This window comes from Natronococcus sp. (assembly GCF_047921035.1).
In the GTDB taxonomy this organism is placed as follows: Archaea; Halobacteriota; Halobacteria; order Halobacteriales; family Natrialbaceae; genus Natronococcus.
On sequence record NZ_JBLRWX010000030.1, the window covers coordinates 1 to 26,755 of the forward strand.

General features: G+C 65.3%; 31 protein-coding genes and 1 pseudogene. 10 read left to right on the forward strand and 22 right to left on the reverse strand.

Annotation, left to right across the window (positions count from 1 at the left end):
* Positions 1-659 precede the first annotated feature (659 nt).
* Both aglM and ACNA7R_RS08235 read left to right on the forward strand, forming a co-directional pair.
* Positions 660-1,946: a UDP-glucose 6-dehydrogenase AglM gene (gene aglM / locus ACNA7R_RS08230; protein ID WP_416283084.1), complete on the forward strand. Its 1,287-nt coding sequence runs from the start codon at positions 660-662 to the stop codon at positions 1,944-1,946.
* A 175-nt stretch (positions 1,947-2,121) separates the two neighbouring features.
* Complete coding sequence (locus ACNA7R_RS08235) at positions 2,122-2,274, forward strand: hypothetical protein (protein ID WP_416283085.1); 153 nt, start codon at positions 2,122-2,124, stop codon at positions 2,272-2,274.
* Between the two features lie 552 nt (positions 2,275-2,826).
* Here ACNA7R_RS08235 and ACNA7R_RS08240 read toward each other — a convergent pair.
* Together ACNA7R_RS08240 and ACNA7R_RS08245 are read right to left on the reverse strand one after the other, a co-directional pair.
* Entirely contained in the window at positions 2,827-3,279 is a 453-nt protein-coding gene (locus tag ACNA7R_RS08240; RefSeq protein ID WP_416283086.1) for a DUF2062 domain-containing protein, read from the reverse strand.
* Positions 3,280-3,686: 407 nt separating this feature from the next.
* Positions 3,687-4,013, reverse strand: a complete 327-nt coding sequence (locus ACNA7R_RS08245; protein WP_416283087.1) for a hypothetical protein — start codon at positions 4,011-4,013, stop codon at positions 3,687-3,689.
* 219 nt (positions 4,014-4,232) lie between these two features.
* On the opposite strand from ACNA7R_RS08245, the gene ACNA7R_RS08250 reads away from it, so the two are divergent.
* The 3 genes from ACNA7R_RS08250 (at position 4,233) to ACNA7R_RS08260 (ending at position 5,416) form a co-directional block, all read left to right on the forward strand.
* Positions 4,233-4,709, forward strand: coding sequence for an FKBP-type peptidyl-prolyl cis-trans isomerase (locus tag ACNA7R_RS08250; RefSeq protein WP_416283088.1), 477 nt, complete (start codon positions 4,233-4,235; stop codon positions 4,707-4,709).
* An 82-nt stretch (positions 4,710-4,791) separates the two neighbouring features.
* On the forward strand, positions 4,792-5,019 hold the full coding sequence (locus tag ACNA7R_RS08255; protein ID WP_416283089.1) for an antitoxin VapB family protein: 228 nt from the start codon (positions 4,792-4,794) through the stop codon (positions 5,017-5,019).
* Positions 5,006-5,416: a type II toxin-antitoxin system VapC family toxin gene (locus ACNA7R_RS08260; RefSeq protein ID WP_416283090.1), complete on the forward strand. Its 411-nt coding sequence runs from the start codon at positions 5,006-5,008 to the stop codon at positions 5,414-5,416. Before ACNA7R_RS08255 ends, ACNA7R_RS08260 begins: the two co-directional genes overlap by 14 nt.
* 198 nt (positions 5,417-5,614) lie before the next feature.
* Here ACNA7R_RS08260 and ACNA7R_RS08265 read toward each other — a convergent pair whose 3' ends face one another.
* The gene (locus ACNA7R_RS08265; protein ID WP_416283091.1) at positions 5,615-6,763 is read right to left on the reverse strand and encodes a glycosyltransferase family 2 protein; all 1,149 of its coding nucleotides are present in this window, start codon (positions 6,761-6,763) and stop codon (positions 5,615-5,617) included.
* Positions 6,764-7,384: 621 nt separating this feature from the next.
* On the opposite strand from ACNA7R_RS08265, the gene ACNA7R_RS08270 reads away from it, so the two are divergent.
* Positions 7,385-8,602: an MFS transporter gene (locus tag ACNA7R_RS08270; protein ID WP_416283092.1), complete on the forward strand. Its 1,218-nt coding sequence runs from the start codon at positions 7,385-7,387 to the stop codon at positions 8,600-8,602.
* 258 nt (positions 8,603-8,860) lie between these two features.
* On the opposite strand, the gene ptsP is transcribed toward ACNA7R_RS08270, so the two are convergent.
* From ptsP to ACNA7R_RS08305, 7 genes are all read right to left on the reverse strand, one after another.
* A complete protein-coding gene (gene ptsP / locus ACNA7R_RS08275) occupies positions 8,861-10,558 on the reverse strand; it encodes a phosphoenolpyruvate--protein phosphotransferase (RefSeq protein ID WP_416283093.1) in 1,698 nt (565 codons plus the stop codon).
* 4 nt (positions 10,559-10,562) lie between these two features.
* Complete coding sequence (locus ACNA7R_RS08280) at positions 10,563-10,853, reverse strand: HPr family phosphocarrier protein (protein WP_416283094.1); 291 nt, start codon at positions 10,851-10,853, stop codon at positions 10,563-10,565.
* Between the two features lie 350 nt (positions 10,854-11,203).
* Complete coding sequence (locus ACNA7R_RS08285; RefSeq protein ID WP_416283095.1) at positions 11,204-11,455, reverse strand: hypothetical protein; 252 nt, start codon at positions 11,453-11,455, stop codon at positions 11,204-11,206.
* 207 nt (positions 11,456-11,662) lie between these two features.
* The gene (locus tag ACNA7R_RS08290; RefSeq protein WP_416283096.1) at positions 11,663-12,064 is read right to left on the reverse strand and encodes a ribbon-helix-helix domain-containing protein; all 402 of its coding nucleotides are present in this window, start codon (positions 12,062-12,064) and stop codon (positions 11,663-11,665) included.
* A gap of 52 nt (positions 12,065-12,116) precedes the next feature.
* The gene (locus ACNA7R_RS08295; protein WP_416283097.1) at positions 12,117-12,641 is read right to left on the reverse strand and encodes an HTH domain-containing protein; all 525 of its coding nucleotides are present in this window, start codon (positions 12,639-12,641) and stop codon (positions 12,117-12,119) included.
* Positions 12,642-12,900: 259 nt separating this feature from the next.
* Positions 12,901-13,197 (reverse strand): HalOD1 output domain-containing protein, encoded by a 297-nt coding sequence (locus tag ACNA7R_RS08300; protein ID WP_416283098.1) that lies wholly within the window; start codon positions 13,195-13,197, stop codon positions 12,901-12,903.
* A gap of 6 nt (positions 13,198-13,203) precedes the next feature.
* Positions 13,204-13,503, reverse strand: a complete 300-nt coding sequence (locus ACNA7R_RS08305) for a hypothetical protein (protein ID WP_416283099.1) — start codon at positions 13,501-13,503, stop codon at positions 13,204-13,206.
* A gap of 887 nt (positions 13,504-14,390) precedes the next feature.
* Here ACNA7R_RS08305 and ACNA7R_RS08310 point away from each other — a divergent pair.
* Positions 14,391-15,626 carry an RNA-guided endonuclease InsQ/TnpB family protein gene (locus ACNA7R_RS08310; RefSeq protein WP_416283100.1) on the forward strand — a complete coding sequence of 412 codons (1,236 nt, stop codon included), beginning with the start codon at positions 14,391-14,393 and terminating at the stop codon, positions 15,624-15,626.
* A 40-nt stretch (positions 15,627-15,666) separates the two neighbouring features.
* On the opposite strand, the gene ACNA7R_RS08315 is transcribed toward ACNA7R_RS08310, so the two are convergent.
* From ACNA7R_RS08315 to ACNA7R_RS08335, 5 genes are all read right to left on the reverse strand, one after another.
* Entirely contained in the window at positions 15,667-16,629 is a 963-nt protein-coding gene (locus ACNA7R_RS08315) for an ROK family protein (protein WP_416283101.1), read from the reverse strand.
* Between the two features lie 210 nt (positions 16,630-16,839).
* Positions 16,840-17,895 (reverse strand): two-component system sensor histidine kinase NtrB, encoded by a 1,056-nt coding sequence (locus tag ACNA7R_RS08320; RefSeq protein WP_416283102.1) that lies wholly within the window; start codon positions 17,893-17,895, stop codon positions 16,840-16,842.
* Between the two features lie 123 nt (positions 17,896-18,018).
* Positions 18,019-18,201 carry an HVO_0649 family zinc finger protein gene (locus tag ACNA7R_RS08325; protein ID WP_416283103.1) on the reverse strand — a complete coding sequence of 61 codons (183 nt, stop codon included), beginning with the start codon at positions 18,199-18,201 and terminating at the stop codon, positions 18,019-18,021.
* A 251-nt stretch (positions 18,202-18,452) separates the two neighbouring features.
* Entirely contained in the window at positions 18,453-19,424 is a 972-nt protein-coding gene (locus ACNA7R_RS08330) for a carboxypeptidase regulatory-like domain-containing protein (RefSeq protein WP_416283104.1), read from the reverse strand.
* Between the two features lie 151 nt (positions 19,425-19,575).
* Positions 19,576-19,782 carry a hypothetical protein gene (locus ACNA7R_RS08335; RefSeq protein ID WP_416283105.1) on the reverse strand — a complete coding sequence of 69 codons (207 nt, stop codon included), beginning with the start codon at positions 19,780-19,782 and terminating at the stop codon, positions 19,576-19,578.
* 378 nt (positions 19,783-20,160) lie between these two features.
* Between ACNA7R_RS08335 and ACNA7R_RS08340 the strand changes: the two genes are divergently transcribed.
* Positions 20,161-21,354, forward strand: coding sequence for a sensor histidine kinase (locus ACNA7R_RS08340; RefSeq protein ID WP_416283121.1), 1,194 nt, complete (start codon positions 20,161-20,163; stop codon positions 21,352-21,354).
* A 62-nt stretch (positions 21,355-21,416) separates the two neighbouring features.
* Here the strand turns inward: ACNA7R_RS08340 and ACNA7R_RS08345 are convergent, their stop codons facing one another.
* On the reverse strand, positions 21,417-21,932 hold the full coding sequence (locus tag ACNA7R_RS08345) for a helix-turn-helix domain-containing protein (protein WP_416283106.1): 516 nt from the start codon (positions 21,930-21,932) through the stop codon (positions 21,417-21,419).
* Positions 21,933-22,656: 724 nt separating this feature from the next.
* Entirely contained in the window at positions 22,657-23,082 is a 426-nt protein-coding gene (locus ACNA7R_RS08350) for a universal stress protein (RefSeq protein WP_416283107.1), read from the reverse strand.
* Positions 23,083-23,284: 202 nt separating this feature from the next.
* Between ACNA7R_RS08350 and ACNA7R_RS08355 the strand changes: the two genes are divergently transcribed.
* On the forward strand, positions 23,285-23,437 hold the full coding sequence (locus tag ACNA7R_RS08355) for a hypothetical protein (protein ID WP_416283108.1): 153 nt from the start codon (positions 23,285-23,287) through the stop codon (positions 23,435-23,437).
* A 48-nt stretch (positions 23,438-23,485) separates the two neighbouring features.
* Here the strand turns inward: ACNA7R_RS08355 and ACNA7R_RS08360 are convergent, their stop codons facing one another.
* The 5 genes and pseudogenes from ACNA7R_RS08360 to ACNA7R_RS08380 all read right to left on the reverse strand — a co-directional run bounded on the left by ACNA7R_RS08360 (position 23,486) and on the right by ACNA7R_RS08380 (position 25,206).
* Positions 23,486-23,695, reverse strand: coding sequence for a hypothetical protein (locus ACNA7R_RS08360; RefSeq protein ID WP_416283123.1), 210 nt, complete (start codon positions 23,693-23,695; stop codon positions 23,486-23,488).
* A 20-nt stretch (positions 23,696-23,715) separates the two neighbouring features.
* Positions 23,716-23,976: pseudogene (locus ACNA7R_RS08365) on the reverse strand (hypothetical protein); the annotation flags it as partial.
* A 55-nt stretch (positions 23,977-24,031) separates the two neighbouring features.
* Entirely contained in the window at positions 24,032-24,460 is a 429-nt protein-coding gene (locus tag ACNA7R_RS08370) for a universal stress protein (RefSeq protein ID WP_416283109.1), read from the reverse strand.
* An 87-nt stretch (positions 24,461-24,547) separates the two neighbouring features.
* Positions 24,548-24,958, reverse strand: coding sequence for a GlcG/HbpS family heme-binding protein (locus ACNA7R_RS08375; RefSeq protein WP_416283110.1), 411 nt, complete (start codon positions 24,956-24,958; stop codon positions 24,548-24,550).
* 125 nt (positions 24,959-25,083) lie between these two features.
* Positions 25,084-25,206: a hypothetical protein gene (locus ACNA7R_RS08380; RefSeq protein ID WP_416283111.1), complete on the reverse strand. Its 123-nt coding sequence runs from the start codon at positions 25,204-25,206 to the stop codon at positions 25,084-25,086.
* Positions 25,207-25,515: 309 nt separating this feature from the next.
* Here ACNA7R_RS08380 and ACNA7R_RS08385 point away from each other — a divergent pair, with 309 nt between their 5' ends.
* The gene (locus ACNA7R_RS08385; protein ID WP_416283112.1) at positions 25,516-26,712 is read left to right on the forward strand and encodes an MFS transporter; all 1,197 of its coding nucleotides are present in this window, start codon (positions 25,516-25,518) and stop codon (positions 26,710-26,712) included.
* Positions 26,713-26,755 lie beyond the last annotated feature (43 nt).

Below are 26,755 nucleotides of genomic sequence, written 5' to 3' on the forward strand. Positions count from 1 at the left end.
AACGCGCTTCCTCCCCGGCCTACTCGTTTGCTTCGCTCTCTCGTTGAGGCCGGGGCCTCCCCGCTACCGCGTGGTGAATCGCGTAAGCTATATGGCGCATACCACCGTAATGAGGAGTACAGTTGCGACGTGGATTAAAGACCTTAATCCGAAGCAACTGCCGGCAGTTGCGAAGGAATGCGACACCTCTCAAAACCCTGCTACGGCAGGTGAGACGGGTGTTGTCGGGCGGGGTGGAGCCGCCGACCCTCACGGACGCACCGGGCGTTCGGGTGTTAATTCCAGCCGACCCGTTCCGGGAAGGCCGAGGGGAATTAAATTCGCCTGCGACGGCACGGCCCGTTTTGGGACGTGCGGTCAAAACGGCGAAGCCGCGGGGCTTGTCCCCGCGGTACTTCACTCCCCCTCCAGTGCCAACCGGATCGTCAATCGGGTGTTCCTCGAGGACGCCCGCTGCCCTCGAGATGCCCCGATCGCCAACCCACCGCGGGTGGGACTGAAAGGGGGCTTTCGAGGTGTTCGCGGACCGACGAGTCGTCGATCCCGCACTCGAGACGCTACTCCCTCGAGACCACTCCTCTTCGAGCGCACTCGAGACGACCCCTGCGAGCAACCCAGTACCAGAACGCTCTTACAGATTCGCGCGAGCAAGCAACATAATGCACATCTCCGTTATCGGCAGCGGCTACGTCGGAACCACCGTCGCGGCCTGCTTCGCCGACCTCGGTCACGAGGTCACCGCGATCGACATCGACGAGGACATCGTCAACACGCTCAACGAAGGCAAGGCCCCGATCGACGAACCCGGCCTCGAGGACCTCCTCGAGCAACACGTCGGAAACCGACTCGAGGCCACCACGTCCTACGATGCGGTCCCTGAGTCGGACGTCACCTTCCTCGCGATCGGCACGCCCTCGAACGAGGACGGCAGCATCGATCTCACAGCATTAGAAGCGGCCGCCGAAGCCACGGGCGAAGCGCTCGCCGACAAGGCCGAACGCCACCTCGTCGTCATCAAGAGCACCGTCACGCCGACGAGCATCGAACAAACCCTCGAGCCCGCCGTCAAGCGAGGCGCGAACGACAACCCCAACGTCGAGGTCGGGATGAACCCCGAGTTCCTCCGCGAGGGGACCGCCGTCGAGGACTTCATGCATCCGGACAAGGTCGTCTACGGAACCAACTCCGAGTGGGCGACCGACAAACTCCACGAGGTGTTCGCCCCGCTGTTAGACCAGCACGACGCCGATATCGTCGAAACGGACCCCGCGACGGCCTCGATGATCAAGTACGCCAACAACGCCTTCCTCGCATCCAAAATTAGCCTCGTCAATGATCTTGGGAATATCTGCAAGGAGTTCGGTCTCGACGCCTACGAGGTGATGGACGCCGTCGGCCTCGACGACCGCATCTCCGAGCAGTTCCTCCGCAGCGGCGTCGGCTGGGGGGGCTCCTGTTTCCCGAAGGACGTCAATGCGATCATCGCGGCCGCGCGTGAAACGGGGTACGACCCCGCGCTCCTCGAGGCGACCGTCGAGATCAACGATCGCCAGCCCGACCGCCTGCTCGAGCTCCTCGAGGACCACGTCGACCCCGCCGACGCCCGCATCGCCGTTCTCGGCCTCGCGTTCAAACCACAGACCGACGACATCCGGAACTCGAGAGCGATCCCGACCATCGAAAAACTCCAGCAGCGCGGCGCCGAGGTCGTCGCCTACGATCCCGTCGCCGCCGACAACATGCGCGAGCGGTTCCCCAACATCGAGTACGCCGACTCGGCAGCCGACGCCCTCGAGGGCGCCGACGGCGCCGTCGTCGTCACCGACTGGGACGAGTTCGCGGCCCTCGACGAGGAGTTCGACGCGATGGCCGACCCCGTCGTCGTCGACGGACGCAGAATCATCCAGCGACGCGACGGGCTCACCTACGAAGGCCTGACCTGGTAGCGACGCCGCGCTCGAGAACCGCCCGAGACACGTTCTCGCCGAACGAGAGTCCCCACACCACACCGTCGAAACGGCGCCATCGCCCGAACTCGAGCGCTCGAGGTCCCCACTTGGTCGTTCTCACCGTTCGAAATCATGCCGTACTGTTACAAGAGTCTCCGAGGAACGATGGTGGATGAACGAGGCGATCCCTGCCCAGTGTCCCGACTGTGGTGCGACGGAACTGAACCTCGATCGCGTCTCGCCGACCGACCACGACCGCGGCCAGGAGTGGGTCGTCCACGCCACGTGCGCGCGCTGTGACGAGTACGCCGAGTGGTTCGAGTGACCCCCGACCCGTCGCGGTCGGCCCCGCGACGAACCCGGACGACGCTGCCGACGTGGCGATCCGTTCCCTCGCCGATCGCACTCGAGTCCCCATCGTGTCGACGCGCTCGCTTGTACGTCTCTCGACGGCCCCATCCGATCTCCGTTCGGCGTTCGAACGTCGGTACCACGATGCCACTGCCGAACGGATCGAGACGGTCGTCGCTGGCGCGTTCTCGATACCGAACCGGCGTCCGACCTCGACCGGCAACACGCGGCGATCGTCCAATAGAAGGCAACCCCAGAACCGACGGCGAAACGAACAGTCGGTAACGGGATCTATGACACGTTGCCAAACGACCGCTTCTGCCCGCCGGCACCGGGTCGCCCGGTCGTACCGTCTCGAGAGACACACTAAGGCCTACCCCTCCCGTCAAACGTTGTGAGAATCGACGACGCGGACGGCCGCTCGCAGCGAGCGAGCAGGCCCCAGAGCGAGTCCTCGAGGCGGCACCGACGCAGTCGGTAGCGCTCCGCTGACGGACTCGGCGCTCGATTCAGAGGGACTGCTGTGTCACGATCGACTCCGACGAACGGCGTGTGCGGTCCGGTAGGCGACGGCGTAGCCGACGACCGTCAACCCGAGCGCAAGGACGACGTTCCCGACGAGCAGCCGCACGAGCACGTCGGTGCCGGCATCGAGCCCGATGTCGACGTGGGTGGGACCCGGAACCGGGCCGAGCAGTTGGATCCCGATGAGCATGCTCACTGCGTAGACGCCACCTTTCACCAGCGGGTTTAGGGTCGCAACGGCAGCGACGAACGCGCCCTTGTTGGCCCAGACGAACCGATGGCTGGCCCACGCAAGCACCGGCAGCCCGGCGCCGAGGGTCGGAAGCGCCGTGACGAAGATCCCGAGGGCGAAGCTACCTGCGATCCACTGCGGTGGGTGATCTTCGCTGAAGGCGACCCGGAATGCGCTCCGGACACGGGGTACCGGGCGCGTGACCCAGCTGTGGTCGATCACGGTGGATACCTGAGCTAGCAGGTTCGACACTACGCTACAAAGCCCTATGCACCGTCGCCGTTAGAGCCGGGCGGCTCCGGTAAGACGACTCCAGCCGTGACAGGGGGGTGCGCGCTGTGGACTGCCAATCCGACCGCGACTGGTTCTCCGCGTCGGCCGGACACGACGTGATGGCTCGAGGATGGACCGCGGCCGCCGGGCCCAGTCCCTCGCGCACCCGCGGCCCCTCGCGAGACACGTCCCGATACGTCCGTTCGGAAATCTCGTTGATCGCGACCGGAGGTTGGTCTCGAGACTCCCGATTCGGTTCCCGTTGACAACGTCTCACCGGACGGCCGACCGGGTCGGCAGCGGGCACATCTCGATGCTACCTGGACTCCGACCGCCGACGAGAATCGGACCGCCAGCTACGTATCGTCCTCGCCGCCCTCTTCGTCGCCGCCGTCCTCGGTACCGGCACCGCGTCCGTACCCCTCGACCTCCCGAATTTCGGCGTCGTCGTCACCGCCCTCGCCCCCGCCGTCACCGCCGTCGTCCTCGCTCTCCTCGAGCGCATCGTCCCCGTTCGTCCCGTCGTCTTCGTCGGACTCGCCGTTCTCGTCGGGAGCCGCCTCGCCCTCGTCGGTCTCGCCGGCACCCTCCTCCCCGAGGTTTCCACAGCCCGCCAGTCCAGCTACTGTACCCGCGCCCGCGAGCGATATCGCCCGCCGACGTGTGAGGATTCGGTCTGTCATGATGCGGTGAAGACACGACTGAACGGGGCAATAAGAGCGGCCGATCGTTCGAACGATCAACACCGATCGGACGTGATTCGATCGAATTGGATTTCTGATGGGTGCGACTAACTCAGTTAGCCAACTCGTACCCACTGGTAGCCACCGAAACACGACCGGCACCGTCTCCCGAGAGGATCGAGACCTGCCCTTTATCTCTCGCACCACCAACGACTACCCATGCCGATCGAAACCGGCGACTCGGTCACGATCGAGTACACGGCTCGATTCGCCGACGGCACCGTGTTCGATACGACGGACGAACAGGTCGCCGAGGAGACGGGACTGACCGATCACCTCCCCGACCGCGAGTTCGAACCGCTGACCTTCGAGGTCGGCGATAGCGAACTCATCGAGGGGGTCACCGACGCGCTCGTCGGGATGGACGAAGGCGAACGAAAGACCATCACGGTTCCCCCGGAGAAAGCCTACGGCGAGCGACGCGACGACCGCGTCATCGAGCACAACACCGTCGAGTTCGACCAGATGCTCGAGTCGGAGGGGCGCTCCCTCGAGATGGGGACCCGGATCGAGACCAAAGACGGCAGCATCGGCGAGGTTACGCACATCGATCCGGAGATCGTCCGCATCGATTTCAACCACGAGCTGGCGGGCGAGACCCTCGAGTTCGACCTCGAAGTTCTCGAGATCCACTGAACCGCCTGGAGACGTATCGAACTGGGGCACCGTTGCGGTGGGCCACGGAGCGCTTTTGCGTATGAGTACACATACAATACGCATGAGCAAGAACATCGCCATCTCCGACGATGTGTACCGTGAACTCAAGCGTGAGAAGGGTGATCGAAGCTTCAGCGACGTTATCAGGGACCACCTCGAGGAGCGGCGCCGTCTCGCCGACGTTACGGGCGAAGGCGTGCTCGACCGCGAGATCCAGGCCGACGTAAAAGTCGACGTCGAACGACTGAGCGACGGGACGTTGTCACGACTCGACGATGAAACTCTGTGAGACGTCGGTCCTCGTCGATATCGATCGGGGCGGAGTCGACGACCGCGTGGCCAAACTCGACGACGAGGGCCGCCATGCGATCAGTTCGATAACGGTCACCGAACTCCGCCTCGGTGTCAACAAACGCTACGAGGACGACGCGGCACGACAGAACGCCTTCGACAAGCTCGATCGGCTACTCGCCCGATTCGAGGTCGTCGACGTCGATCGAGCGGTCGCGGCTGCCGCAGCCGATCTCATCGCGACACTGCAACGGCGGGGTGAGCCGCTGCACGATCTCCACGACGTGTACATCGGTGCAACCGCGAGGACCGAACAGCTACCGGTGCTCACCGCGAACGTCGATCACTTCGAACGGATGGACGACGTCGCTGTCGTCGATTGGACGGCCTTCTAAGCGCTGTTGTCGCTCCAGCAGGCGACGTGACGCAGGGCCTCGAGGTGAGTCGTTAGAGACACCGCGTCCGCCATCGAGCGGGATCGAAGATCTCGCGGATCGAAGCGCCCACCGATCACGAAGGGACTCCGAACAGTCCCCGTCCGGAACTCGAGGCTACTCGCTCGACGGGCACGACTGAACCGAGAAACGGACGCACTAGTTTCGCGAGGACGCCGCCCGGACGACCCAATGGGCAACCGCCGCGACGCCCAGCACCGCCGCGCCGAGCCCACCGTAGAACAGCGCCGGTCGGCGCTCGGGCATCGATCTGGCGAGAAACAGCGCGACGCTGAGGCCGTGATAAACCGGGTTCAGCGTCTGTCCGTCGACGTCCTCGTACCGAACGTCGATCGGGCGCTCGGTGATCGCGAGCCCGGAATCCTGGGCGTCCATGATGAGTTCGCTTTCGACGCCCATCCCGCTGGTCTCGATCGAGAGCGTCTCGAGTGCGTCCCGGGAGAACGCCCGAAACCCGCTCTGGGTGTCCGAGAGCTTCGTCCCGCTCGAGCCGAAGGTCAGGTAGTCGAGCACCTGCTGGCCGACGCGGCGGTACGCCGGCGTTTCGTCCTCGCCGGCGTCGAGGTATCGGCTGCCGATGACCATGTCGGCGTCGCCGTCCTCGACGGGTTCGACGACCGCCGGGATCTCCTCCGGGAGGTGCTGGCCGTCGCCGTCGAGGATCACGAGCGAGTCGTACTCGGTCGTCCGAGCGTACTCGAACAGCGTCCGTAACGCCATCCCCTTGCCCTGGTTGTGATCGTGCTCGAGCAGCGTCGCGTCGGTTTCGCCGACGACGTCGACGGTCTCGTCGGCGCTCCCGTCGTCGACGACGACGACCTCGGCCGCGAACTCGGCTGCCCGATCGACGATCTCCTCGATACTGTTCGCCTCGTTGTACGCCGGGATTCCGATCAGCCGGTCGGGTCCGGCCGGTGGCTCCGTGGTGGTTCCCTCGATGCTGAACGACGCCGAGTCGAGGCTCCGGCGGCGGCTCGCGTCGAGGTCGATCCGGTCGCCGTTGCCCCCGACGATGAGTCCGTCACAGCCGTCGGTTTCGGCGGCCGAAACCAGCTTCGTCCGGCGATCCTCGTCGGCGGCGGGCGACTCGAGAACGGTGGCACCCAGCGCCTCCAGGCGAGAAACGGCGTCGTCCTCGAGGCCCGTATCGAGAACGAACACCGGGTAGTTGCTGTCGCGTGCCCGGGAGACGGTCCGGAGGGAGACTCGTTCGTCGTTCGGAATCAGCCCGAGGCCGATCCGTGCTTCTTGGGATGCTGTCGATGAGTGTTGTTGTGGCGTGATCATTGCGTGAACGAGGTCGGCTCTGCGTCGGCTGGTGGTCGAAACGATCCGTCGGAGGCTGTCGGCTGGCCGTACAGCGGCTCTGGGAGAATCGCGACGACGGCAAAGCGGCTTTCGAACGAGAGAGTCGATCGGAACGCGGGCCGAACGCGTCGGATTCGGTTCTGTATACCGCTGTACACCTTCTCTCGGAACCTATTTTCTGCACAGTCGGTAAATAATTACTGTTTTAATTGATCAGTGTTGCATCATAGTTGTATTTCTATGTATGTGTACTTGGTGCACTAGTGTAATAGACAGATATAATTTATTTCACCAAATCCAACTTTTTTATTGAGCCTACACCCGGATCGACCGCCTCACCGAGCGGTCGCCGGTCCCGCTCTTGGTGCTATGGGAGGGACGAGTCCGGGACCGGCTATAGAACGCCGCTAAGACGGCCTGGGCGGCGGTATCGACGGGGTCGACGACCGGATTCCGGGTCTCGAAAACGCTGTAGGTTGGACCGCCGAGTGACCGAGACCGTCCGCAAACGCCGACGGTATCGGTACTGGTTTCGAGCGGAGCCGAGTTAGCAAAGCGGATAGTACAAGTACCGCCCTCGAACTGGTCAGAGTAGATCCGATGGACGTCTCCGGAACCCGTCCCGAAACGCGGCTCGCCGAGTTCTGGAGCGAACGGTACACCGTGCTGTCGATGTGTATTGGATCGTACTTCGCGGTTCGGTTCGCACAGGTCAGCATCAGCCCCGTCGTGCCGCTTTTGCTCGAGTCGTTTGCCGTCTCTCGAGGGACGATCGGTCTCGCGCTGACCGGGATGTGGGTCGGATACGCCCTCGCACAGCTGCCGAGTGGCGTCTTCGCCGACAGGTTCGGCGAACGACGGCTGATCCTCGCTTCGCTGGTGATCACGGTCGGTGCGACGCTCGGGGTGGCGGCTTCACCGAGCGTTCTCCTCTTCGGAGCGGCGACGGTTGCGTTAGGTGTCGGTGCCGGAACGTACTACAATCCGGCGACGGCGCTGCTGACCCGGACGTTCGACGGCATCGGCGGCGTGATCGGGACGCATCGAATCGGCGGACAGCTCGCCGGCGTGATCGCGCCCGTCGTCACCGCAGCCGTCGCCGTCCGGTACGGGTGGCGACCGGCGATCGGACTGGGAGCCGCCCTCTCGGTCGTCGTCGTCGCAGTCTTCCTCCGGAGGGGATCGTCGACCGTGCCGAATCGCCCGAACGCGTCGCTCCGCGAGCTGTTCGACTCGAGAACGCTCCTCGAGCTACTGGCGCGGTCGCACGTCCGGAACACGACGTTCATGATGGCGCTCGTCGAGTTCGTCGGCCTGGCGGCGATGTCGTTTCTCCCCGTGTTGCTCGTCGAGCACTTCGAGCTGTCGCTCGGACGCGCGAACCTGCTTTTCGCCGTGTTCTTCGCGGTCTCCGCGATCGGTCAACCGCTCGGCGGGCACCTCTCCGATCGGATCGGTCGCGACGCGACGATCGGGATGCAAATGATCGCCGGCGTACTCGGCTACGGCGCCCTCGCTACCGGCGGGACGCAGGCCCTTGCGGTTCCGGCCGTCGTCCTCGCCGGAGTGGCGACGAGTGCCACGACGGTGATTCAGTCCCGTATTCTCGACGAACTGGGCGATACGAACCGCGGGACGGGATTCGGACTGTTCCGAACGACGTATCTGTTGATCGGCGCAGCGGGGACGACGGTAGTCGGAGTCGCTGCGGATACGGCCGGATGGGCGATCGCGGCCGGCCTGCTCGCAGCACTTCTCGCCACGGTTCTCGCCGCCGTCGTCTGCGTTCGGTACGTCGATGCCACCGCTCACACCTAACTCCAGCAATACGACGCACACGAAACGCGTGCTGGACAGTAGCGAGGCCACAAATACAACCGCGAGGGGGTAGCCGTATCGCCGCGAAACTCGACGCCTGCTCGCTCTCGCCCCTCTCATACGGTTTCCTGTACGTCAGTTTCGGCGCAATCGCGGCCCGGGGGATGGTTGCGCCGGGACATCGGTACAGCAGTCCGTCTCAGTCACGAGAGCCTCGCTTCCAACCGCGACCGCTCGAGGAGCGGCGGTCGACGAGTTTCATCGGTCGGCACCGGTTCGGATCAGTTCGATAACCTGTTCTCGAGTCGGCGCCTCGAGCGCCCGCGATGCGCGCTCGGCCGCCTCGTCGGCGTCGACCGACTGGACGGCGGCTTTCACCTCCGGGACGGTGACCGCGCTCATGCTGAGTTCGTCGAGTCCGAGCCCGACGAGGAGTTCGGTCAGCTCGGGGTCGCCGGCCATCTCCCCGCACATCCCGACCCAGGCGTCGTTCTCGTGGGCCGCGTCGACGGTGCGAGCGATGGCGCGCAACACGGCGGGCTGGCGCGGATCCCGGAGCGCCGCGACGCGTTCGTTTTCGCGCGCCGCGGCCATAACGTACTGCGCGAGGTCGTTCGTCCCGATGCTGAGGAACGCCACCTGCTCGGCGAGCTCCGGCGCCGCGAACACCGCGCCAGGCGTTTCGATCATGACGCCGAGTTCGGGGACGGCGTGGTCGACGCCCTCCTCGTCGAGGGCGTCCGCAACCGCAGTCACCGTCTCGAGGGCCTCGGCGAGTTCCTCGGGCGTTGCGACGAGCGGGAACATGACCGACAGTCGGCCGTCCCCGTCCGCGGCCGCCCGGAGCAGCGCCCGGAGCTGCGTCTCGAAAAGATCGGCGTCTGGACCGAGCGACCGACGGATGCCTCGCTCGCCGAGGAAGGGGTTCTCCTCGTCGGGCAGGTCGAGGTACGGAATCGGCTTGTCCCCGCCGACGTCCAGCGTCCGGACGACCACGCGGCCGTCCGGGAACGTCTCGAGCGCCTCGAGGTACGTCTCGTACTGCTCGTCCTCGTCGGGCGGCGCGTCGCGGTCGAGAAACAGGAACTCCGTCCGGTAGAGGCCGACGCCGTCGGCACCCTGGTCTCTGGCGCCCTCGAGCTCGGCGGGCCGACCGACGTTCGCCGCGACCTCGATCGGCGTCCCGTCGGCGGTCGTCACCGACCCCTCGCGGACCTCGGTCCCGCGAGTCGCCCGCGCCGCCTCGAGGCGTTCGTCGCTCGGATCGACGACGAGTTCGCCCGCCTCGCCGTCGACGACGACCGTTGCGCCCGCCGCGACGTCGGTGAGTTCCTCGCCGACGCCGACCACGGCCGGGAGCGCCAGCGACCGGGCGAAGATCGCCGCGTGGGACGTTCGTCCACCGGTGACGGTGGCAAAGCCGCCGACGCGGTCGGGATCGAGCCGGGCCGTGTCGCTCGGCGTCAGGCGCTCGGCGAGCACGACCGCACCTTCGGGAAGAGTCTCGAGGTCGACCCGCTCGCTCCCGGCGAGCAGCCGGACCAGGCGGTCCCGGACGTCCCGAAGGTCGTCGGCGCGCTCGGCCATCCGGCCGTCCATCTCCTCGAACTGCTCGATCGGGTCGGCGAACGCTCGGCGAACGGCGTGCTCGGCGGGCACCCCGTCGCCGATCGCCTCCTCGACGCCGTCCTCGATCTGTGGATCCGCGAGGAACTGCAGGTGGGCGTCGAAGATTTCGGCTTCCCCCTCGCCGACGCGCTCGGCCGTCCGGTCGCGCTCGGCTTCCAGTTCAGATCGGGCACTCTCGCGGGCGTCCGCGAACCGTTCGCGTTCCGTCTCCGGGTCCACCGTTACGTCGGCGGGATCGGTGAGTTCGGCGTCGGAACTGTACCACACGACCGTTCCCGCGCCGGAGCGAGGCGTCGCACCGGTTCCGGTGAGCGTTCGTTCGGGCATCGGATCACCCATCGCCGTCGGCGAGTTCGTCTTCGGGGGTAGTTAGCACGCGCTCGAGGGCGTCCAGGGTGGCTTCCTCGTCGGGACCGTCCGCGACGAGCCGGACGTCCTCGCCGGTCTCGGCGCCGAGGCTCGTGACCGCGATCATGCTGCCCGCGGCGATGAGTTCCTCATCGTCGGCACGGCCGATCCGAACGTCCGACTCGTGCTCGTTGACCGCCTGGACGAACTTGGCGGCCGGACGGGCGTGCAGCCCCGCCTCGGGAACGATCGTCACGGTGCGTTCGCTACTCATGCGACGGCCTCCCTGAGGACGGCCTGTACGTCTTCGGGCGTCTCCGCGTCGTGGCGCTCCTGGCGAATGTGTTCGTCATGGTGCGAGTGGTGGTTGGATGCGAGCGGGTGTAGTTGTAGTGCCCCAGTCGTTGCTTCCTCCGTTATCGGGGTGCTCGAGTACGACGATATCGGGGTCGGCAACCGTCCCGTCGACGTCTGACCTGATAGCTATCGCACCCGTTGCGGTCACGATCGCCCCGAATGCGGGACAGCCGAGGAGGAAAGCGCGTCGCTCGACAGCAGGAACGCGAGGCACCTGCGTTGGTGCGAGCAAGACAATCCCGAACCACAGCGCAGCCGCGCCGACGATCACTTCCGCTCGCCGTCCGTGGGATCCTCCGACCTGAGGCCGATCTGTCCCGGGTGGAACTCGATGGTCGCGCCCTCCGGGACGTGCTCTGTGATGACGTCGTCGTCCTGGAGGAGACGCACGATGTCCTCGTCGGTCTGGTAGAAGGCGACCGTCCCGTCGGAGACCCCCGCAGCTTTTCTCAGCACCGCGATCGTCGTGTTCTCCCCCACCAGAACCTCCTCCCCGTTGACGACGACGGTCTGTGGCATACAGGCTGTTCAATTCCTGTCACTTAGAATGTTTCTATCGAGTGTCACTATCGGCGTCCCTCCTGCTCGCGCAGGGAGCGAGTCGCTCGAGAACGGGCGATCGGCGTCACTCCAACGGAGCGATCGCTCGAGCCTCGACCACGACCCGAACAGTTCCGGAACAACGTGTGCCACCACCGAGTCCGACCCGCCGGTCACAGCGACGTCCTACTCGCCGCGGGAGCCGCCCGGCGTCGCTCCCTCGACGACCAGGTCCAGCAGCATCGCTTTCGGACTCGAGGGCGGATACCGCGTATCGATCAGTTCCCGGGCGGTCTCGAGGTCGCCCCGGACCGCACACTGTCGGACGCGACCCGCGGTTCGCAGGAAGTCCGACGAGTCGGCGTCGTCGATGTACTCGGTCGCCTCGGGGGCGGCCGGGCCGAGCGCCTCGCTCTCGATCTCGTCGAACTCCTCCAGGAGCGGCTCGTAGTCGTCCTCGAGCCGGGTCAGCAGGTACTCCACGGCGAAGCGCTGGAACTCCGATTTGTTCGCGAACGCCCCCTCGTCGATGTGCTGCTGGACGATCTCGAGGACCTCCTCGGGGAACCGGACCGTCGATTTGACCATAGTGTCACACGTTGCGAACGAGTCGTATATCTTTGGGGGTCGACCGTCGACGCTACTGACGCGAGCGCTCCTCGAGCGCGTCGGGGTCGCGATACCGCAGCGTCCGTTCCGAGGACGGTTCGATGCCTCCCTCCTCGAGGGCCGCGAGACAGTCTTCGACGGAGTAGCTGCGCTCGCCGTCCGAGCAGGGAGCGACCCAGCGAAGCGTCTCGTCCTCGTAGACGGCCAGCGACGCGAGCGGAACGCGGAGCTCCGCACGCGAGCCCCGGGAGAGCAGCGACTCGGTTTCACACCGGGCGAACGACGGGGAAAGCGAGTAGCCCGCGCGGTCGGCCCACTCCTCGAACGCGTCGACTACCGGAGACACCGCCGGCTCGGAGTCGCTGAGCGCCTCTAGTGCGGGTCGCACCGTCGTCCACGTTTCGACCGCCACCTCCGCAACGGTGGTCCGGTCCTCGAGTCGGCGCACTCGAGCCGCGAGGTCGGCGAGCCGCTCGACGGCCTCCGTCGGGGGGTTCGTCCGGACGAAGAGTTCGACTCGAACTCGCCGCAGCGAGTGAGTAGTGGACGTGTTCATCGACACGGGGCTGCGACAGCGATCGTAATAAAGGTAACAATCTGCGGGCCGAGTGGACAGTTATCCAGTTGGAGAGGTGTTCGATTGACGAAGGCGACAGTGTCGAACGCCGAGCGGCGAGCGACCGGTTCGTCGGCCGATTCCTCGTGATCGTTCGGATGTGAGTTCGTCTCGAGTGACCGTCCTCCTCCCATCGGGATCGGAGAGCGGTCTCGAGACCACCGCCGCTACGTCGGGGCCGGAACCGTCCGGCCGCAGGCTACCCGTCGCGCGCGACCGTGACGCGCTCGGGTGTGAGTCGTACTCCGTAGGTCGCGTCGGCCTCGATCGTCACCGCCACGCTGGCTCCGGACGCGCCCGCGAACAGCGCGTCGAGCGCCTGCGGGTCGAGGTGGTCGTAGAGGACGAGTCCGTACTCGTCGCCGAGCGCCGTCGGATCGGTCTCCTCGAGGTCGGCGATCGCCTCGAGGATGGCGACGGTCGGCGGGGTGTCGGAACCGTACTCGCGTTCGATGCGGGTCGCTCCGGGCTCTCTGACGTCGTCACGAACAGCCATCGTGAATTACTGGGCTCCGTACTCGACGTGGATCGTCGGCGAGCGCTCCGATCCGGTTCGATCGAGAACGTGTGCGTTGGCCATCCCGCCGGAGAATCGGAACCGGGTGACGCCGGCTTCGATCGCGCCTTCGACGGCGTGGTCCGAGACGACGGCCGTCCCGTCGCCGTCCGTGGCCTCGATCGTCCCGTCGACGGTGATCTCGAAACTCGCGGGAGCGCCGTGTCCGACGACCGTAACGCGGTTGGGGAGGGCGGCAGCATCGTTCGGGGCGTCTCCGTTCGGGGTCGCAGCGTCGCGTGCCATACACCCGACGAGTGAACAGGGAAACTTAGTGCTTTCTGTCGAAGTAACGGTGTATTGGGGCGAATTAGATAGAGATTAGAACGAACCCGGTGTATTTTGTGTTGTTCGTTCAGATATATAACTCACTCTCGCGAGAGATAACGGTGAGATGTCGGTCGTTACACCCACTGTAGCGAGCCGGTAACCTTCTGCTACCTCCGACCGGAAACGGTAAGGCGCTATTGGGCGGCACCTCCCCGCGCTATCGCGGTGCCTACGCCGACCGCACCGCTCGCGATCGGTCACGAACCGCGAGCGGGAGCGCAAAAGAGGGTCAGTGCAACGAGATCTCACAGTACGGACACACCCTCGATCGCACGGGGATCGTCCGCCGACAGTCGGGACACTCGAGCTCCTCGTTCGCCTCGTGGAGTGGGGCGTGGGGCACGGTTGACCACCGATACGGACTTCGGTACCTGTTATTATAAGCCCTACTCGTCTGTGCGCTGACTGTCCCTCAACGTGGGTGATACCGGAAACGGGAACCGACGTTCCGAGGCGGGGATGTTACTGTCGGTATCCGAGTTACTCTCAGCCGGCGCGTGTCATAGTTAATAGATAACAATTACCATGATACATGTCGAATGCGGTATCGGAATGAGTCAGTCGATTCCGTCCCAGTGTCCGGAGTGTCGATCGTTGAACGTGAGGGTGGCGCAGGTCTCACCGGACGACCACGAACGCAGCGAGGACTGGGCCACCCGCGTCGAGTGCATCGACTGCAACGAGTACGCCGAGTGGTTTTACAAGCGGTATAGGAGAATGCCCCGGGGCTTGACTCCGGGGTTGAATCCGATAGGCAGGGATACAAATCATTAAGTGAACATATCCCTAATCAAGAGACAGCAATGGAGTACAGTCACCGCTACCCTGCATACCCGACACAACAGGTAGCGGCTGAACTGGAACGACACATCGACATTCATCGCCAAGCGTACAACTACACCCTGTACGAGTACGAGAACGTGGACGCCGACAATATCGGTTCCGCGTACAAACACCACTACCGACTCCCCGCGTGGAAAGACGAGTTCCCTGTCTTCTCGGAAGTCAACTCGAAGGCTCTACAACGAACCGTCACACGGTTCTACCAGAACCTCGACGGCCTCTCCGAGCAGAAACAAAACGGGAACAAGGTGGGGAAGCTCAAGTGGAAGTCACCAAGGGAGTTCCAGAGTATGACGTACTCTCAGTCCGGCTTCGAACTCAAAAACACGAGTGGCCGACACGCGACCCTCTGGCTCTCCAAAATCGGAGACATCAAAATCCGCTACCACCGCGAAATCCCTGACGAAGCGGACATCAAAGAAGTCACGGTCAAAAAAGAGACGACCGGTGACTGGTTTGTCTCTTTCGGCCTCGAAACCGACGAAGCTGACTTACCCGAGAAACCCGCGCTGGACGAGTTAGATTCAAGCAACAGCGTGGGTATCGACCTCGGAATCCTCAACTACGTCCACACCAGCGACGGCAAGACGGTGGATTGGCTCGACCTCGAAGACGAGTACGACCGACTCCGCCGCGAGCAACGCAACCTCTCACGGAAGCAGAAAGGGTCGAACAACTACGAGAAACAGCGTCGGGAAGTGGCGAAGGTCAAGCGTCACATCCGGCGGAAGGTGCTGGACTATCAGCACAAGATTACGACGTGGCTTGTCCGTGAGTACGACGCGGTGTTTGTTGAGGATTTGGACGTGAAGGGAATGTTGGAACAGTCGCATAACGCTCGCAACAAGCAGGACGCGGCGTGGCGACAGTTCATCACCCTCCTTCATTACAAGGCCGACCTGTACGGTTGTCACGTCGTGCAGGTCGAAGCGCGAGGCACCACCAAAGAATGTGCGTCGTGTGGTGTGGAGACAGCAAAGCCCATCTGGGTACGGGAACACTCCTGTCCGTCGTGCGGATTCGAGACGGACAGGGACGCGAACGCGGCGATGAACATCCTACAACGCGGCTTTTCTGAACTAGGGCTGGGATGGCCCGAAGATACGCCCGTGGAGACTGCGCTCCCTACGAACACACCTGACCTTCAGCGTGTGTCTGCAAAGCGCGTCGTGGAAACGGGAAGCCTCAGGGCTTGACCCCGAGGCGATTCACTGAGACGGAACGTGCGACGGAACGCTACCGGTTCAGTTCCGTCTCCCCTCGATCGAGGGCGACTCCCAGCGCACCGTACAGTCCGAGATCATCGCCCAGCGGGCTCTCTCGGATCGCCGGACGGTCGACGAACAGGTACTCCTCGAGGTACCGATCGACGCCCTCGAGGAACCAGTCGGTGTTGTTGCGTGCGACGCCGCCGCCGAGCGTGACGAGGCCCGGATTGTACGCGTTACAGAGCGCGGCGATCCCGACGGCGTTGTACCGGCTGACCCGATCCAGACAGCCCTGCACGAACGGGTCGCCCGCGGCGGCCGCCTCGAACACGGCCGGCGCGTCGAACTCGTCGCCGGCCGCGAGCGTCTCGCGAAACTCGCTCGCGGCGTTTTCCTCCCACATCCCGTCGGCGCGGAACCGGTGGCGAACGTACGACGGGATGCCGCGACCGGAACAGAACGCCTCCCACGCGCCGGTGACGCCGGTGCTCTCGAGAATACTGTCGGGAGCGACCGGGATGAGTCCGAACTCGCCCGCGCCGCCGTCCTCGCCGCGAAGCGCCTGCCCGCGCTCGACGACCCCGCCGCCGATCCCCGTCCCGACGGTGAGCTGGAGCAGACACTCCTGATCCTCGCGCGCGCCGAAGTACCACTCGCCGAGCGCGGACGCGGTGCAGTCGTTCTCGAGGACCACCGGAAGCCCGTACCGCTCCCGGAGCGGCGTCGCGACCTCGATGCGATCGATGACGTCGCCGTCCGCAGTGTCGAACCGTCGAACGCATCCGGAATCGACCAGTCCCGGTACGGCGATCGCGACCGCGTCGACTGTCGCCGCGTCCCGTAACCGTTCGATCGCCCCTCCGAGTTGCGCGACGAGTTCGTGGGGTCGCGTCGGTTCGGTCGTAACGTCGGTCAGAAAGTCGCCCGTCGGCGTCGCTGCGGCGTAACGGAAGTTCGTGCTACCGATGTCGACGATCCCGACGGAATCCATACTCGAGGTTCCACGGGTCGTCACTTAGATGTTCCTGATAGTAATAATTGTAGAACACCGGAGGTGTTAATTCCGGTTTCGGACGGATCGTCGCCGGCAGGTGTGGTCGAAACGCTCGCCGGCAATCGGCTCGGAATCATACGGTCCGCTGTAACAGTAGATAGTGGCACGATTTCGGTATTCGGAGAGAGTGACGTACAGGAGACTGTATCAGAGGTGAAATTCGAACCGGGCGCCTCCGCCGTCGCTTTCGGTCATCGCGACCGTCCAGCCGTGTGTCTCGGCGATCGCTTGTACGATAGAGAGCCCCAGTCCCGTTCCCTCGGTACGCGTCGTGTACCCGTGTTCGAAGACGTCCTCTCGGTGTTGTTCGGCAATTCCGTCTCCGGTATCCTCGACGTAGAACCCGTTCGACTCCTCGAGAAACCCGACCCGGACGGTAACGTCGGAGCCGCCGTGGACGACCGCGTTGGTGAACAGGTTCTCGAACAGCGACGTGACCTGGCTGCGGTCCGCCCGGATCGTCCGTTCTTCGTTCTCGACGGCTAGCTCGGCGTCGACCGTCTCCACCCACCGCCAGGCCTCCGTCGCAAGCCGGTGGAGCGAGACGCACTCGAGCGTCTCGAGCGACCGACCCGCTTCGACGAGCGTCAGCATGTCGTCGACGATCTCCTCCATCCGGTCGAGCGCCTCGGAGACGTTTTCTAACTCCTGGCGCTCGACGTCGTCGGCGAGCGACTCGGCGTACGCCTGGGCGATGTTCAGCGGGTTTCGGACGTCGTGTGAGAGAATCTCGGCGAACTTCTCCAGCCGTTCGTTCTGTCGCTCGAGCTGTCGCTCCTTCGCTTTCAGGTCGGAGATATCCCGAAACACGCCGGTGAACAGCGGTTCCCCGTCGAACTCGTGTCGTCGAAAGCTGATCGTGACGGGAACCTCGCGGCCGTCTTTGTGTAATGCGGGGAGTTGGACGCCGTCCCAGTCGATGTGTTTCTCGCCGGTCTCGAGATACCTCGCGAACTGGCGTTCGTGTACCGGGCGCAAGCGCTCGGGAACGATCTCGAGTTTGGAACTTCCGACCAGTTCGTTCGGCGAGTATCCGAGAATGTCCTCGATCGCCGCGTTCGCGAAGACGATCCTGCTGTCCGTATCGATCGTCAACAGCCCCTCCGAGGCGTTCACGACCAACGTTTGAAAGAATCCATCGGCGAGGTCGGCGAACGCGGAGTGTATCGCGAAACCGGAGTGATCCTTTGGCTCACTATTCATTCGGACCGAAACATGTGTCACGACTATTTGAAAGGTTTGGCTCCCCTCTCGGCTGAAACCCGGATTCGCCGCGTAGTGGCTCGCTGTCCGGCATCGCGTCCGGGGCCGACCCGAGAACCCCCCTCAGGTGAGCCGAAAGGTGTGCTCGCGGCTCGCATCGCAACTGGGACAGACGTGTCGGTACACGACCCGCTTCCCGTCGGTTCGGCTCTCCCAGTTTCGTCCAGTATCCACGTAGCCACACGCCGGACACTTCTTGTCGGTCGTTTCGTACCGCCGCCGGAGCCGTTCGAGCGGTGTTGTCATGTGACATAGTACCTGCCGAGACGAGAAAAGCCCTGCTCGAGCGTCCCGACCGCGCAACTGTCCGGCAATACTGAACGAACCGCTCGAGCCCACCGACGAGTCTCCGTCGGGAACGCGGTGCCACGGCCGACTCGGAGAGCGCCGAACCCTGCGACTCCCGGTCGAAACTCATACGGTTTCCTGTAAGTCATTACCGGCGCAACCGCGACCCGTACGGCGGTTGCGCCGGTAAATCGTTACAGCAATCCGTATCAGCCGTCGGCCCGAAGCGTCGCCGAGTACTCCACGCTACCGGTGAGTTCGAGCGAGTCCTCGAGGGTCGGATACCCCTCCGCCGCGACCGTTATCCGGTAGTCGCCGGTCTGGAACTCGAACTCGGCCTGGCCGTGCTCGTCGACGTCTCGAGTCTCGCCCCAGCCGCCCAGACCGCGTTCCTCGACCCTGACGGTCGCGTTCTCGATAGGGTCGCCGAACCCGTCCTGGACGAGCACGCGCAACAGGTGTCGCTCCGGGTCGTCGTCGATCCCGTCCGGGTCCCCCGTCGCCTCCACGTCCGTGATCTCGAGTTCGTACGCCGCGATCTCCGGGCAGTTGTTCAGCTCGAAGGAGTAGACGGCGTCGTCGGCGCCCGGTGCCGGTCCCTCGGTCGCGGCCTTCGTGGTCGAGGAGCGTTCGTTCCCGTCCGCGTCGAACACCCGGGCGGTCATACTGACGGTGAGTTCCGCGCCGCTGGCGTTCGCGAGCATCGCGTGGACCTGACACAGCTCGCTCGGCGGCTCGTCGTCCCAGGTGAAGGTGTGTCGCTCGACCTCGAGGTGGCGCTCGGCGTCCGCCGACAGCACGACCTCGCCGTCGATCGACTCGTCCTCGTAGACCGCCTCCTCGTCACCGTCTTCGGCGTCCGACTCGTTGGCCTCCCCCGACTCCGTGGTGTCGGTCTCCTCGTCGTCCTCGCTCGAGTCCTGCTCGGCTGCGTCGTCCTCGCCGTCGTCGCTCTCGGGCTCGGCAGGCTCGGACTCGTCGGGCTCCGGATCGGTACTCCCGTCGTCCCCGGCCCCGTCGCTCTCCGAGTCGCCGTTCTCCTCGTCCCCGACGTCGTCGACCGCCTCGGTCTCCGATTCGGAGTCGTCTCCCCCGTCGTCCTCGGCGTCGGCACAGCCGGCCAGTATCGCCGACAGTGAGACGGCGGCGATGGTCCCGAACTCGCGGCGCTTCAGGTCCACGTCGCCCCCCGTCGATCCTCGATCTCGTGCCAGTACATCTATGCTACAGAGAGTGTTCTCGAGCGCATAACGTTTTATATCGGATCGAAATCCCGTCCTCGAGCCACGCCCCGCCGAAAAACCGATCGTCGTCCGACCGGCCCCTCCGCCCTCACCCCGCGATCTTCCCGGACCGTCGACGCCGTTTGTACAGGTAGACGACGGTAACGACCAGCCCGCAAAGCGGCACGAGAACGCCGAACTCGTAGGTGTCGGGGTTTTTCAGCTCGCGGCGCTTCGCGTCGAAGTGGACGAAAATCGAGATCGGAATCTGCAACAGGATAAGCACGGCGAGGATGGGCAAGACGAGCAGTTCCATCTTCTGATGACTGGCCGGTCAACTGTAAAAACGTTTTCATCACGAACGCGTCCGATCGCTAACTAAATGGATGCTCCGGGGCTGAACAACGGGTTCGCCTTTCGACCGGATCCGGAAACCCGCCCGAGTTCACGACGGTCGCGGTCGGAGTCCACGCCGGTCTCTCGACGGCTGTCCGGACGCGAATCGGTTCGGTCGGGTCGCTGAGCTATCGTTCCCGCCGGCCGAACGACCGAACGTCGGGTTCCGATCGAACGTTCCGAAAGCGAATCTGTCCGAATTCAGCACTGTTCGAGCCTGAACCGCGATTGAACGATCGTCCACTACGACGGCCAGTCGCAGCAATCCTCATAGCAACGCATGGGGTACTCGAAGGGGATGGTCCGTCGGTCGCGCTACGTTCACGTTCTCGGGCTGGGTATCATCGCGGTCGCGGCCGGCCAGTCGCTTCTCAAGGTCGCAAGCGGCGGCTCTGCGCTCGAGGCCCTCATCGACTTCCTGCTGCTCGGGCTGACGGGCGTACTGTTTCTGTACGTCGGCCGCTGGCTCTCGGAGTCCGAGATCGAGCCCGATCTCTACCGACGGGTCGCGACGTGGAGCCTCGCCGGCGTCGGCGTCATGTTCGTGTTTCTCCTCCTTCGGGCGCTCCATCCCGGAATCCCGACCGAGTTTACGTTCGGCACGCGAGCCGTCGCGCTGGCGATCGGTTCGGTCGCCGGTCTCGGGATCGGGATCCACGAGTCCCGCGCGATCGCCCGGGAACGGGAGATCGAACGGCGAAACGACGCCCTCGAGCGCGTCCAGACCCGCCTCGAGGAGCGCAACGACGAGCTCCGGGAGACACAGCGGGAACTCGAGGCGATCGTCGGGGAACTCGAGACCTCCAACGAGCGCCTGGAACAGTTCGCCTCCGCCGCCTCCCACGACCTCCAGGAGCCGCTGCGGATGATCTCGAGCTACCTCCGGCTGCTCGAGGAGCGCTACGGCGACGACCTCGACGGGGACGCCGAGGAGTTCGTCGCGTTCGCGGTCGACGGCGCCGATCGGCTGCAGGTGATGGTCGACGACCTTCTGGCGTACTCCCGGGTCGAGACGCGGGGCGATCCGCTCGAGCCCGTCGAGCTCGACGCCGTCCTCGAGGACGCGCTGACCGATCTGGGGGTGCGGATCGAGGAGACCGACGCCGAGATCACCGTCGAGGAGCTCCCCCGCGTCGCGGGCGATCGAAGCCAGCTGCGCCAGCTGTTCCAGAACCTCCTCTCGAACAGCCTCGAGTACAGCGGCGACGAGCCGCCGCGGGTTCACGTCTCCGCCGAACGGGTCGGCAGCCGGTGGGAGATTCGGGTCCGTGACGAGGGGATCGGGATCGATTCCGAGGACCAGGAGCGGATCTTCGAGGCGTTCGATCGCCTCCACACCCAGGAAGACCACGAGGGGACGGGGATCGGCCTGGCGCTCTGTCAGCGCATCGCCGAGCGCCACGACGGGACCCTCGAGGTCGACTCCGAACCCGGCGAGGGTGCGACGTTTTCGGTCGTCCTTCCCCCGGTCGAGGAAGCGTCCGCGACGTGAGCGCGAGCAGGGACTTCGAGCGAGCGCCGCCGACGGCACGGCGTTCTCGAACCGGGATCCCGTCACAACCCCTCTTCGGACTCTACCGTAGACACGACGTCGCGCAGCCGGATCCGGCGCGCGCGCTCGCAACACCGCAGCTCCGCGCGGGCGGCCTCCCAGTCGGCAAGTTCCGCCGGCGTGATGTCGCCGGCCGAAACGTCGACGCCGATCGGCGTCTCGGCGTCGTACCGGCGCTGGTAGGTCCACACCCGATCGACCAGCGTGTCCATCCGAGCCTCGAGCGCCTCGAGCGAGCGCTCCCGGGCGAGTGCCGCCGCTCCGTCGCGGGGGAACTGTGCGTCGTTGCGCTCGTAGGTCGCTGGCGAGCCCGCCCGCTCCGTAACGAGGCCGAGGGCGGCGAACGACTCGAGCGTCTCCCGGACTGCGGTTCGGTCGCGATCGATTCGCGCCGCCAGTTCGGCTGCGGTTCGTTCTCCTTCCATTCGGGCGAGCAGTTCGTACAGCCGTGCCTCCGTAGACCCCTCGGCGAACGGGTTCTCGGTCGGTGGTGCACCTTTCCCTGAACGACCTGTCATCGTGTCACCGTCTCCCGCGGACGATATGGGTAATTACCGGGTTCGGCCGTTCACTCGAGGCTATCCGAATCGTAGTGGTCGTCTACCGGTTCTCCCCACAACTGTCGAGATCGACAACTGCAGGCGACTCGCGGGAGCGGGGGTCTCGAGCCGTGACCTCTCGCCGACTGCTCGAGTTCGAACGGCCGTCGCGCGTGCTGCTCGGGCCGGTAAAGGAGTTCGTTCCGGATAACGTGTGGAACCGCGACTCGAGAGAGGACAGTTCGCTGACGGCACGGAACACATCCTCGGACAGGATCACTCGCTACGGAAAGCGATCAGTTCGAGTGAACGGACGAAAACCGGGCCGCGAACGGCGGAAACATGACAGTAGGCACCGAGCGAGGTGTCTCCGATACCCGATCTCACGGAGTCGAGGCGGGACCTCGGTTGCCACAGGCATATCGACAGTCGAGTTGTGTGGGATTCGTTAGCATCACCACCGTACCTTCGCATACAGTACGTTCAGTAATAAATCCTTCTACTAGTGTAATAGTTCCATACCTGGACGTAATTGTTTGGTTCTTACAATTCGAGCCGCATATACGTCTAGTTAGTAATATTCTCGAGCCCGTAGTTCGGGAGGGAATTGCCCGATCGACAACGTTCGACCGAGATCGATGACGAGGGACGATCCGCCCGTCTCCGGGTCGGCTCGAGACGGAGACGTCCCGTCGACCCTCGGCTACTTGACGATCGTTACGGGAACGGTCGACTTGTCGACGACCGCCTTGGCCACGCTACCGACGACCCGTTCGTGCTCCGCCGAGAGGCCGCGGTGACCGACGTAGATCCCGTCGACCTCGGCCTCGTCGGCGTAGTCGGTGATCGCCGCGGCGGGCCGTCCGGCCAGCAGTTCGGTCGTGATCTCGAGATCGGTTTCGCCGGCGGCTTCGGCCGCAAGTTCCGCCGCCCGTCGGAGCGTCCGCTCGCCGTACTCGACGGCCCGGTCCTCGCCGGGAAGCACGAGCGTTCCGTCGACGAGTTCCGTCTCGGGCGTCAGCACGTGGACGATCTCGAGGGTGGCGTCCCACGCCCTCGCCTCGCGAGCGGCGCGTTCGACCGCGGCGTCGCTGACGTCCGAGCCGTCGGTTGCGATGAGATACCTCATACGAGAACGTACCGCTCGAGCGAGGATAGTACTACCAGTCGTTCCTGCGTCGTGGGAATCGGGGCCGGCCGCGGGGGTAGGGAACGGCCCATCTCGCGCAGAGGAGGTAGGACACTTCTCGACGCTCCGCGGGTGCGGGCACGGATCGAAAACGGGAACCTATTGACAATTTTTAATGTCATAGAGGAAATCATGAGACGTAATGAACGAAGCGATCCCCCCGCAGTGTCCCGAGTGCGGATCCACGAACCTCCAGCTTTCCCGCGTCGCACCGGCCGAACACGATCACGGCGACGAGTGGGTCACGCACGCGACGTGTGGAGCCTGCGAGGAGTACGTCGAGTGGTTCAACTGATCGAGCGCCGACGACACGTTCCGCCGATCCCCTCGTCCGGTTTCGCCGTCACCGGTGCCGAACGGTCGCGGAGAGGTCGACCGCGGGCCGGAGCGAGAGCGTCGGAACGAACGACAGCGGCTCCGGAACCGAAACGTCGAGGTCGACGCGCCCGACCATCGCCGCCAGTGCAAGGCGCACCTCGAGGTGGGCGAACCGCGCACCGATGCAGCGGCGCGGGCAAACGCCGGTCGTAGCGCCCCGCGGAGTCGTCGCCACCGGTCGCCGGCGGCGGTCGAGACCGCGCGGTCCTCGACGTCGGCGAACGCCCGGCGTTGCTGCTCGGCGATCGTGAACCTGCGTTCGCCGTCGCGAAACACCGCGGCGACGATCTCGGGATCGGACACCAGGTACAACCGCTCTCCCGGGAACTCGAGGCGGACGACGGCTCCGTGTCGGGCCCATCGCTCCAGTGCGACGAACGGCTCGCGGGCGAACGCGAACGCGTGCCCGACGACCGGCAACCGGTTCGACGCCGGCGGAACGACCGGTTCGCTCATACCGGTTCGTACGCGAGACCGTACTATAGTGGTGTGTGATAGCGGATATCTCGGCTCAGTACACCGGAACGACCGACAGCTCTCGCTCGCGGAACCGCTCGAGCGGGTCCGAAGCCCGGCGCCAGGCCCCGGTTCCCGACGGCAGGTCGCTGTCGACGACGACGGTGTCGGCCCCGACCCCCGCGGCGTACTCGACGATCTCGTCGATCGGGTGGCCGATCCGCCCGGCCGCCTCGTAGCGCTCGAGTGCGGGCGCGGCGAGCCGATCGGCCTTGTGCTCACAAACCGTCCGTATCGTGTCGGTTCCGGTGGGTATCCGCAAGCGCTCGGCCAGCCAGAGCTCCGCGCTCGCGTACCACTCGAGGCCGAGCACGTAGAGGACGTGGACGGTCGCGCCGGAGTCGTCCGCCCGGCGCGCGGCCTCGAAGAGCACGCGCTCGGGGGCGGTGGTGCCGCTCACGACGGCGACGATCCCGTCGGTCATCGCCGCCCCGCGGGACGCGCCGCGAGGCGGACGCGAGACTCGAGCCGTCGGATCGAAGACCGCGCCGAGCGCGGCGGTGGGAACACGTTACTCGCGGTCGAAGGCGTCGACGCCGGCTTCCGCGACGTCCACGTCCTCGTCCGCACTGCCGCCGGAGACGCCCACACCCCCGACGACGGTCCCGTCGTCCTCGAGCGGAAGCCCGCCGCCGAAGGTGACGATCCGGCCGTCGTTCGTGTTCCCCAGCCCGTACAGCGACGCACCCGGTTGTGACACCTCCTGGATGGTCTCCGTCTCCAGCTCCATCGCCACCGACGAGTAGGCCTTGTTCCGGGCGATGTCGCTGCTCGCGAGCAACGCGCCGTCCATCCGGTGGAACGCGACGAGGTTCCCGCCCTCGTTAGCGACCGCGACACACATCGGGACGTCGATCTCTGCCGCCCGTTCTTCAGCCGCGTCGATGATCTCCTTCGCCGTATCCAGCGTTAGTTCGTGCATTGTTGTCAACCCGGATACGGACTCACCGCCGTATCGGATAAACCCGTGGGACCGACCCGCACGCGGTAGTGGTCGACCGCACAGCCGGGACACGCCGCGGAACCGGACGCCTCCTCGAGCGCCCGTTACTCTGCGTACTCGAGTTCGATCCCCTCGTCGACGAGGGCGTCCCACCAGTACCACCAGGCGAGCAGGTACACCCCGGACAGCCCGGCCACGACCGCGAGCATCGGCTCGAGTGGCGTCATCGCTCTACCCTCCTCGCTTGCTTGGTCGTCGGCTCCTGCCGGGGCGTCCGAACCACAAACCTCGGTTGCCGGTCGGTCATGAATACTGGCGGACGAACCGTCCGTCAACTCGAGGGTCACTGCACCAGACGGGGACAAGTAACTTCGCGGTGTGTCGTCGCCGCGGCGACTCGAGCGGGGTCGCAATCCAACCCCCTCTTTCGTCCACCGCGAACACAGAACGGGAGTCCGGCCCGCCGACTCGAGCCGGTCACGGCAATCCCGCCGTGGATCAGAATCCTTTCGACCGAGCGCGCTCGAGACGGTGTCGTGCGCACCGACGATCCGGAACGCCCCGACGGTCGCCGTAGCTGGCTGGTGGCGATCGTCGGCGCCGTCGCGATGGTCTTTACCTTCGGCACGCCGCTGTCGTACGGCATCTTCCGCGCGCCGTTCAGCGACGCCTTCGGCGTCTCGCCGCTCGCGCTGTCGGCCGTGTTCGCCGTCATGCTGTTTACCTTTTTTATCGGCTCCGGGCTCGTCGGCGTGTTCGGCACGCGGCTGGGATCGCGGACGCTGTTGCTCGCCTGCTCGGCCGTGGCGGGGCTGTTGGCTCCCGCGCTGTACGTCACGGAATCGATCGCCGGACTGACGGTCGTGTTCGCCTTCCTCGGGCTCGCGCTGGGGACGGCGTTCGTCCTGCTCGCGTCGGTCGTCCCGCGCTGGTTCGATCGCCGTCGCGGCGCCGCGACGGGGCTGATCTTCGTCGGCAACGGACTCGGCCTGACCGTCCTCCCGCCAATCTGGCAGTTCGTCCTCTCGGAGCTCGGCGTCCGCCCGGGCTTTTTCCTCGTTATGTCGACGACCGCGGTCGCGTTCCTGCTGGCCGGGCTGGTCTGTCGGCGCCCACAATGGGCGGAACAGTCGACCGCGACCACCGGGGAACTCCTCGAGTGGCTCGCTCGACTGGGCGGGACGCGAACGTTCCAGCTGCTGTTCTTCGGGATCGCGCTCTCCTTTGCGTGGTACCAGCTGCTGGCAGCCTACGCCGTCGACCTCTTCGCCCACCGCGGGCTCACCGAAGCCGGCGCGTCGGCCGCGTTCGGGTTGATCGGCGGCGTCAGCATTATCTCGCGAATCGGCGGCGGCTACCTCGCCGACGTCGTCGGCTCGCGACGTGCCTTCCTCGGGTCGCTCACCGCCGCGGCCGCCGGTATCGCCCTGCTGTTCGCCTCGGCCGACTCGATGCTCCCGGTCGCGATCTTCCTGATCGGGCTCGGGCTGGGCGGCTCCGCGACGCTGTACATCCCGCTGGTGATGACGGTCTACTCCCCCGAGAAGGACACCGCCATCGTCGGCGTCTTCAACATCGCGATCGGCGTAACCGCGCTGGCGATGCCCCCGCTGGGAACCGCGAGCGTCGCCTACACCGGGAGTTTTACGATCGCGATCGCGCTCACCTTCGCCGCGGTTCTCGTCGGACTCTGGTCGACCGCCGTCGGGACGGCCGCCCCATCACGCGCGTAACTCGAAGGCGGAGCGACCGCGTAACGATCGCCGGCCGAGTCCC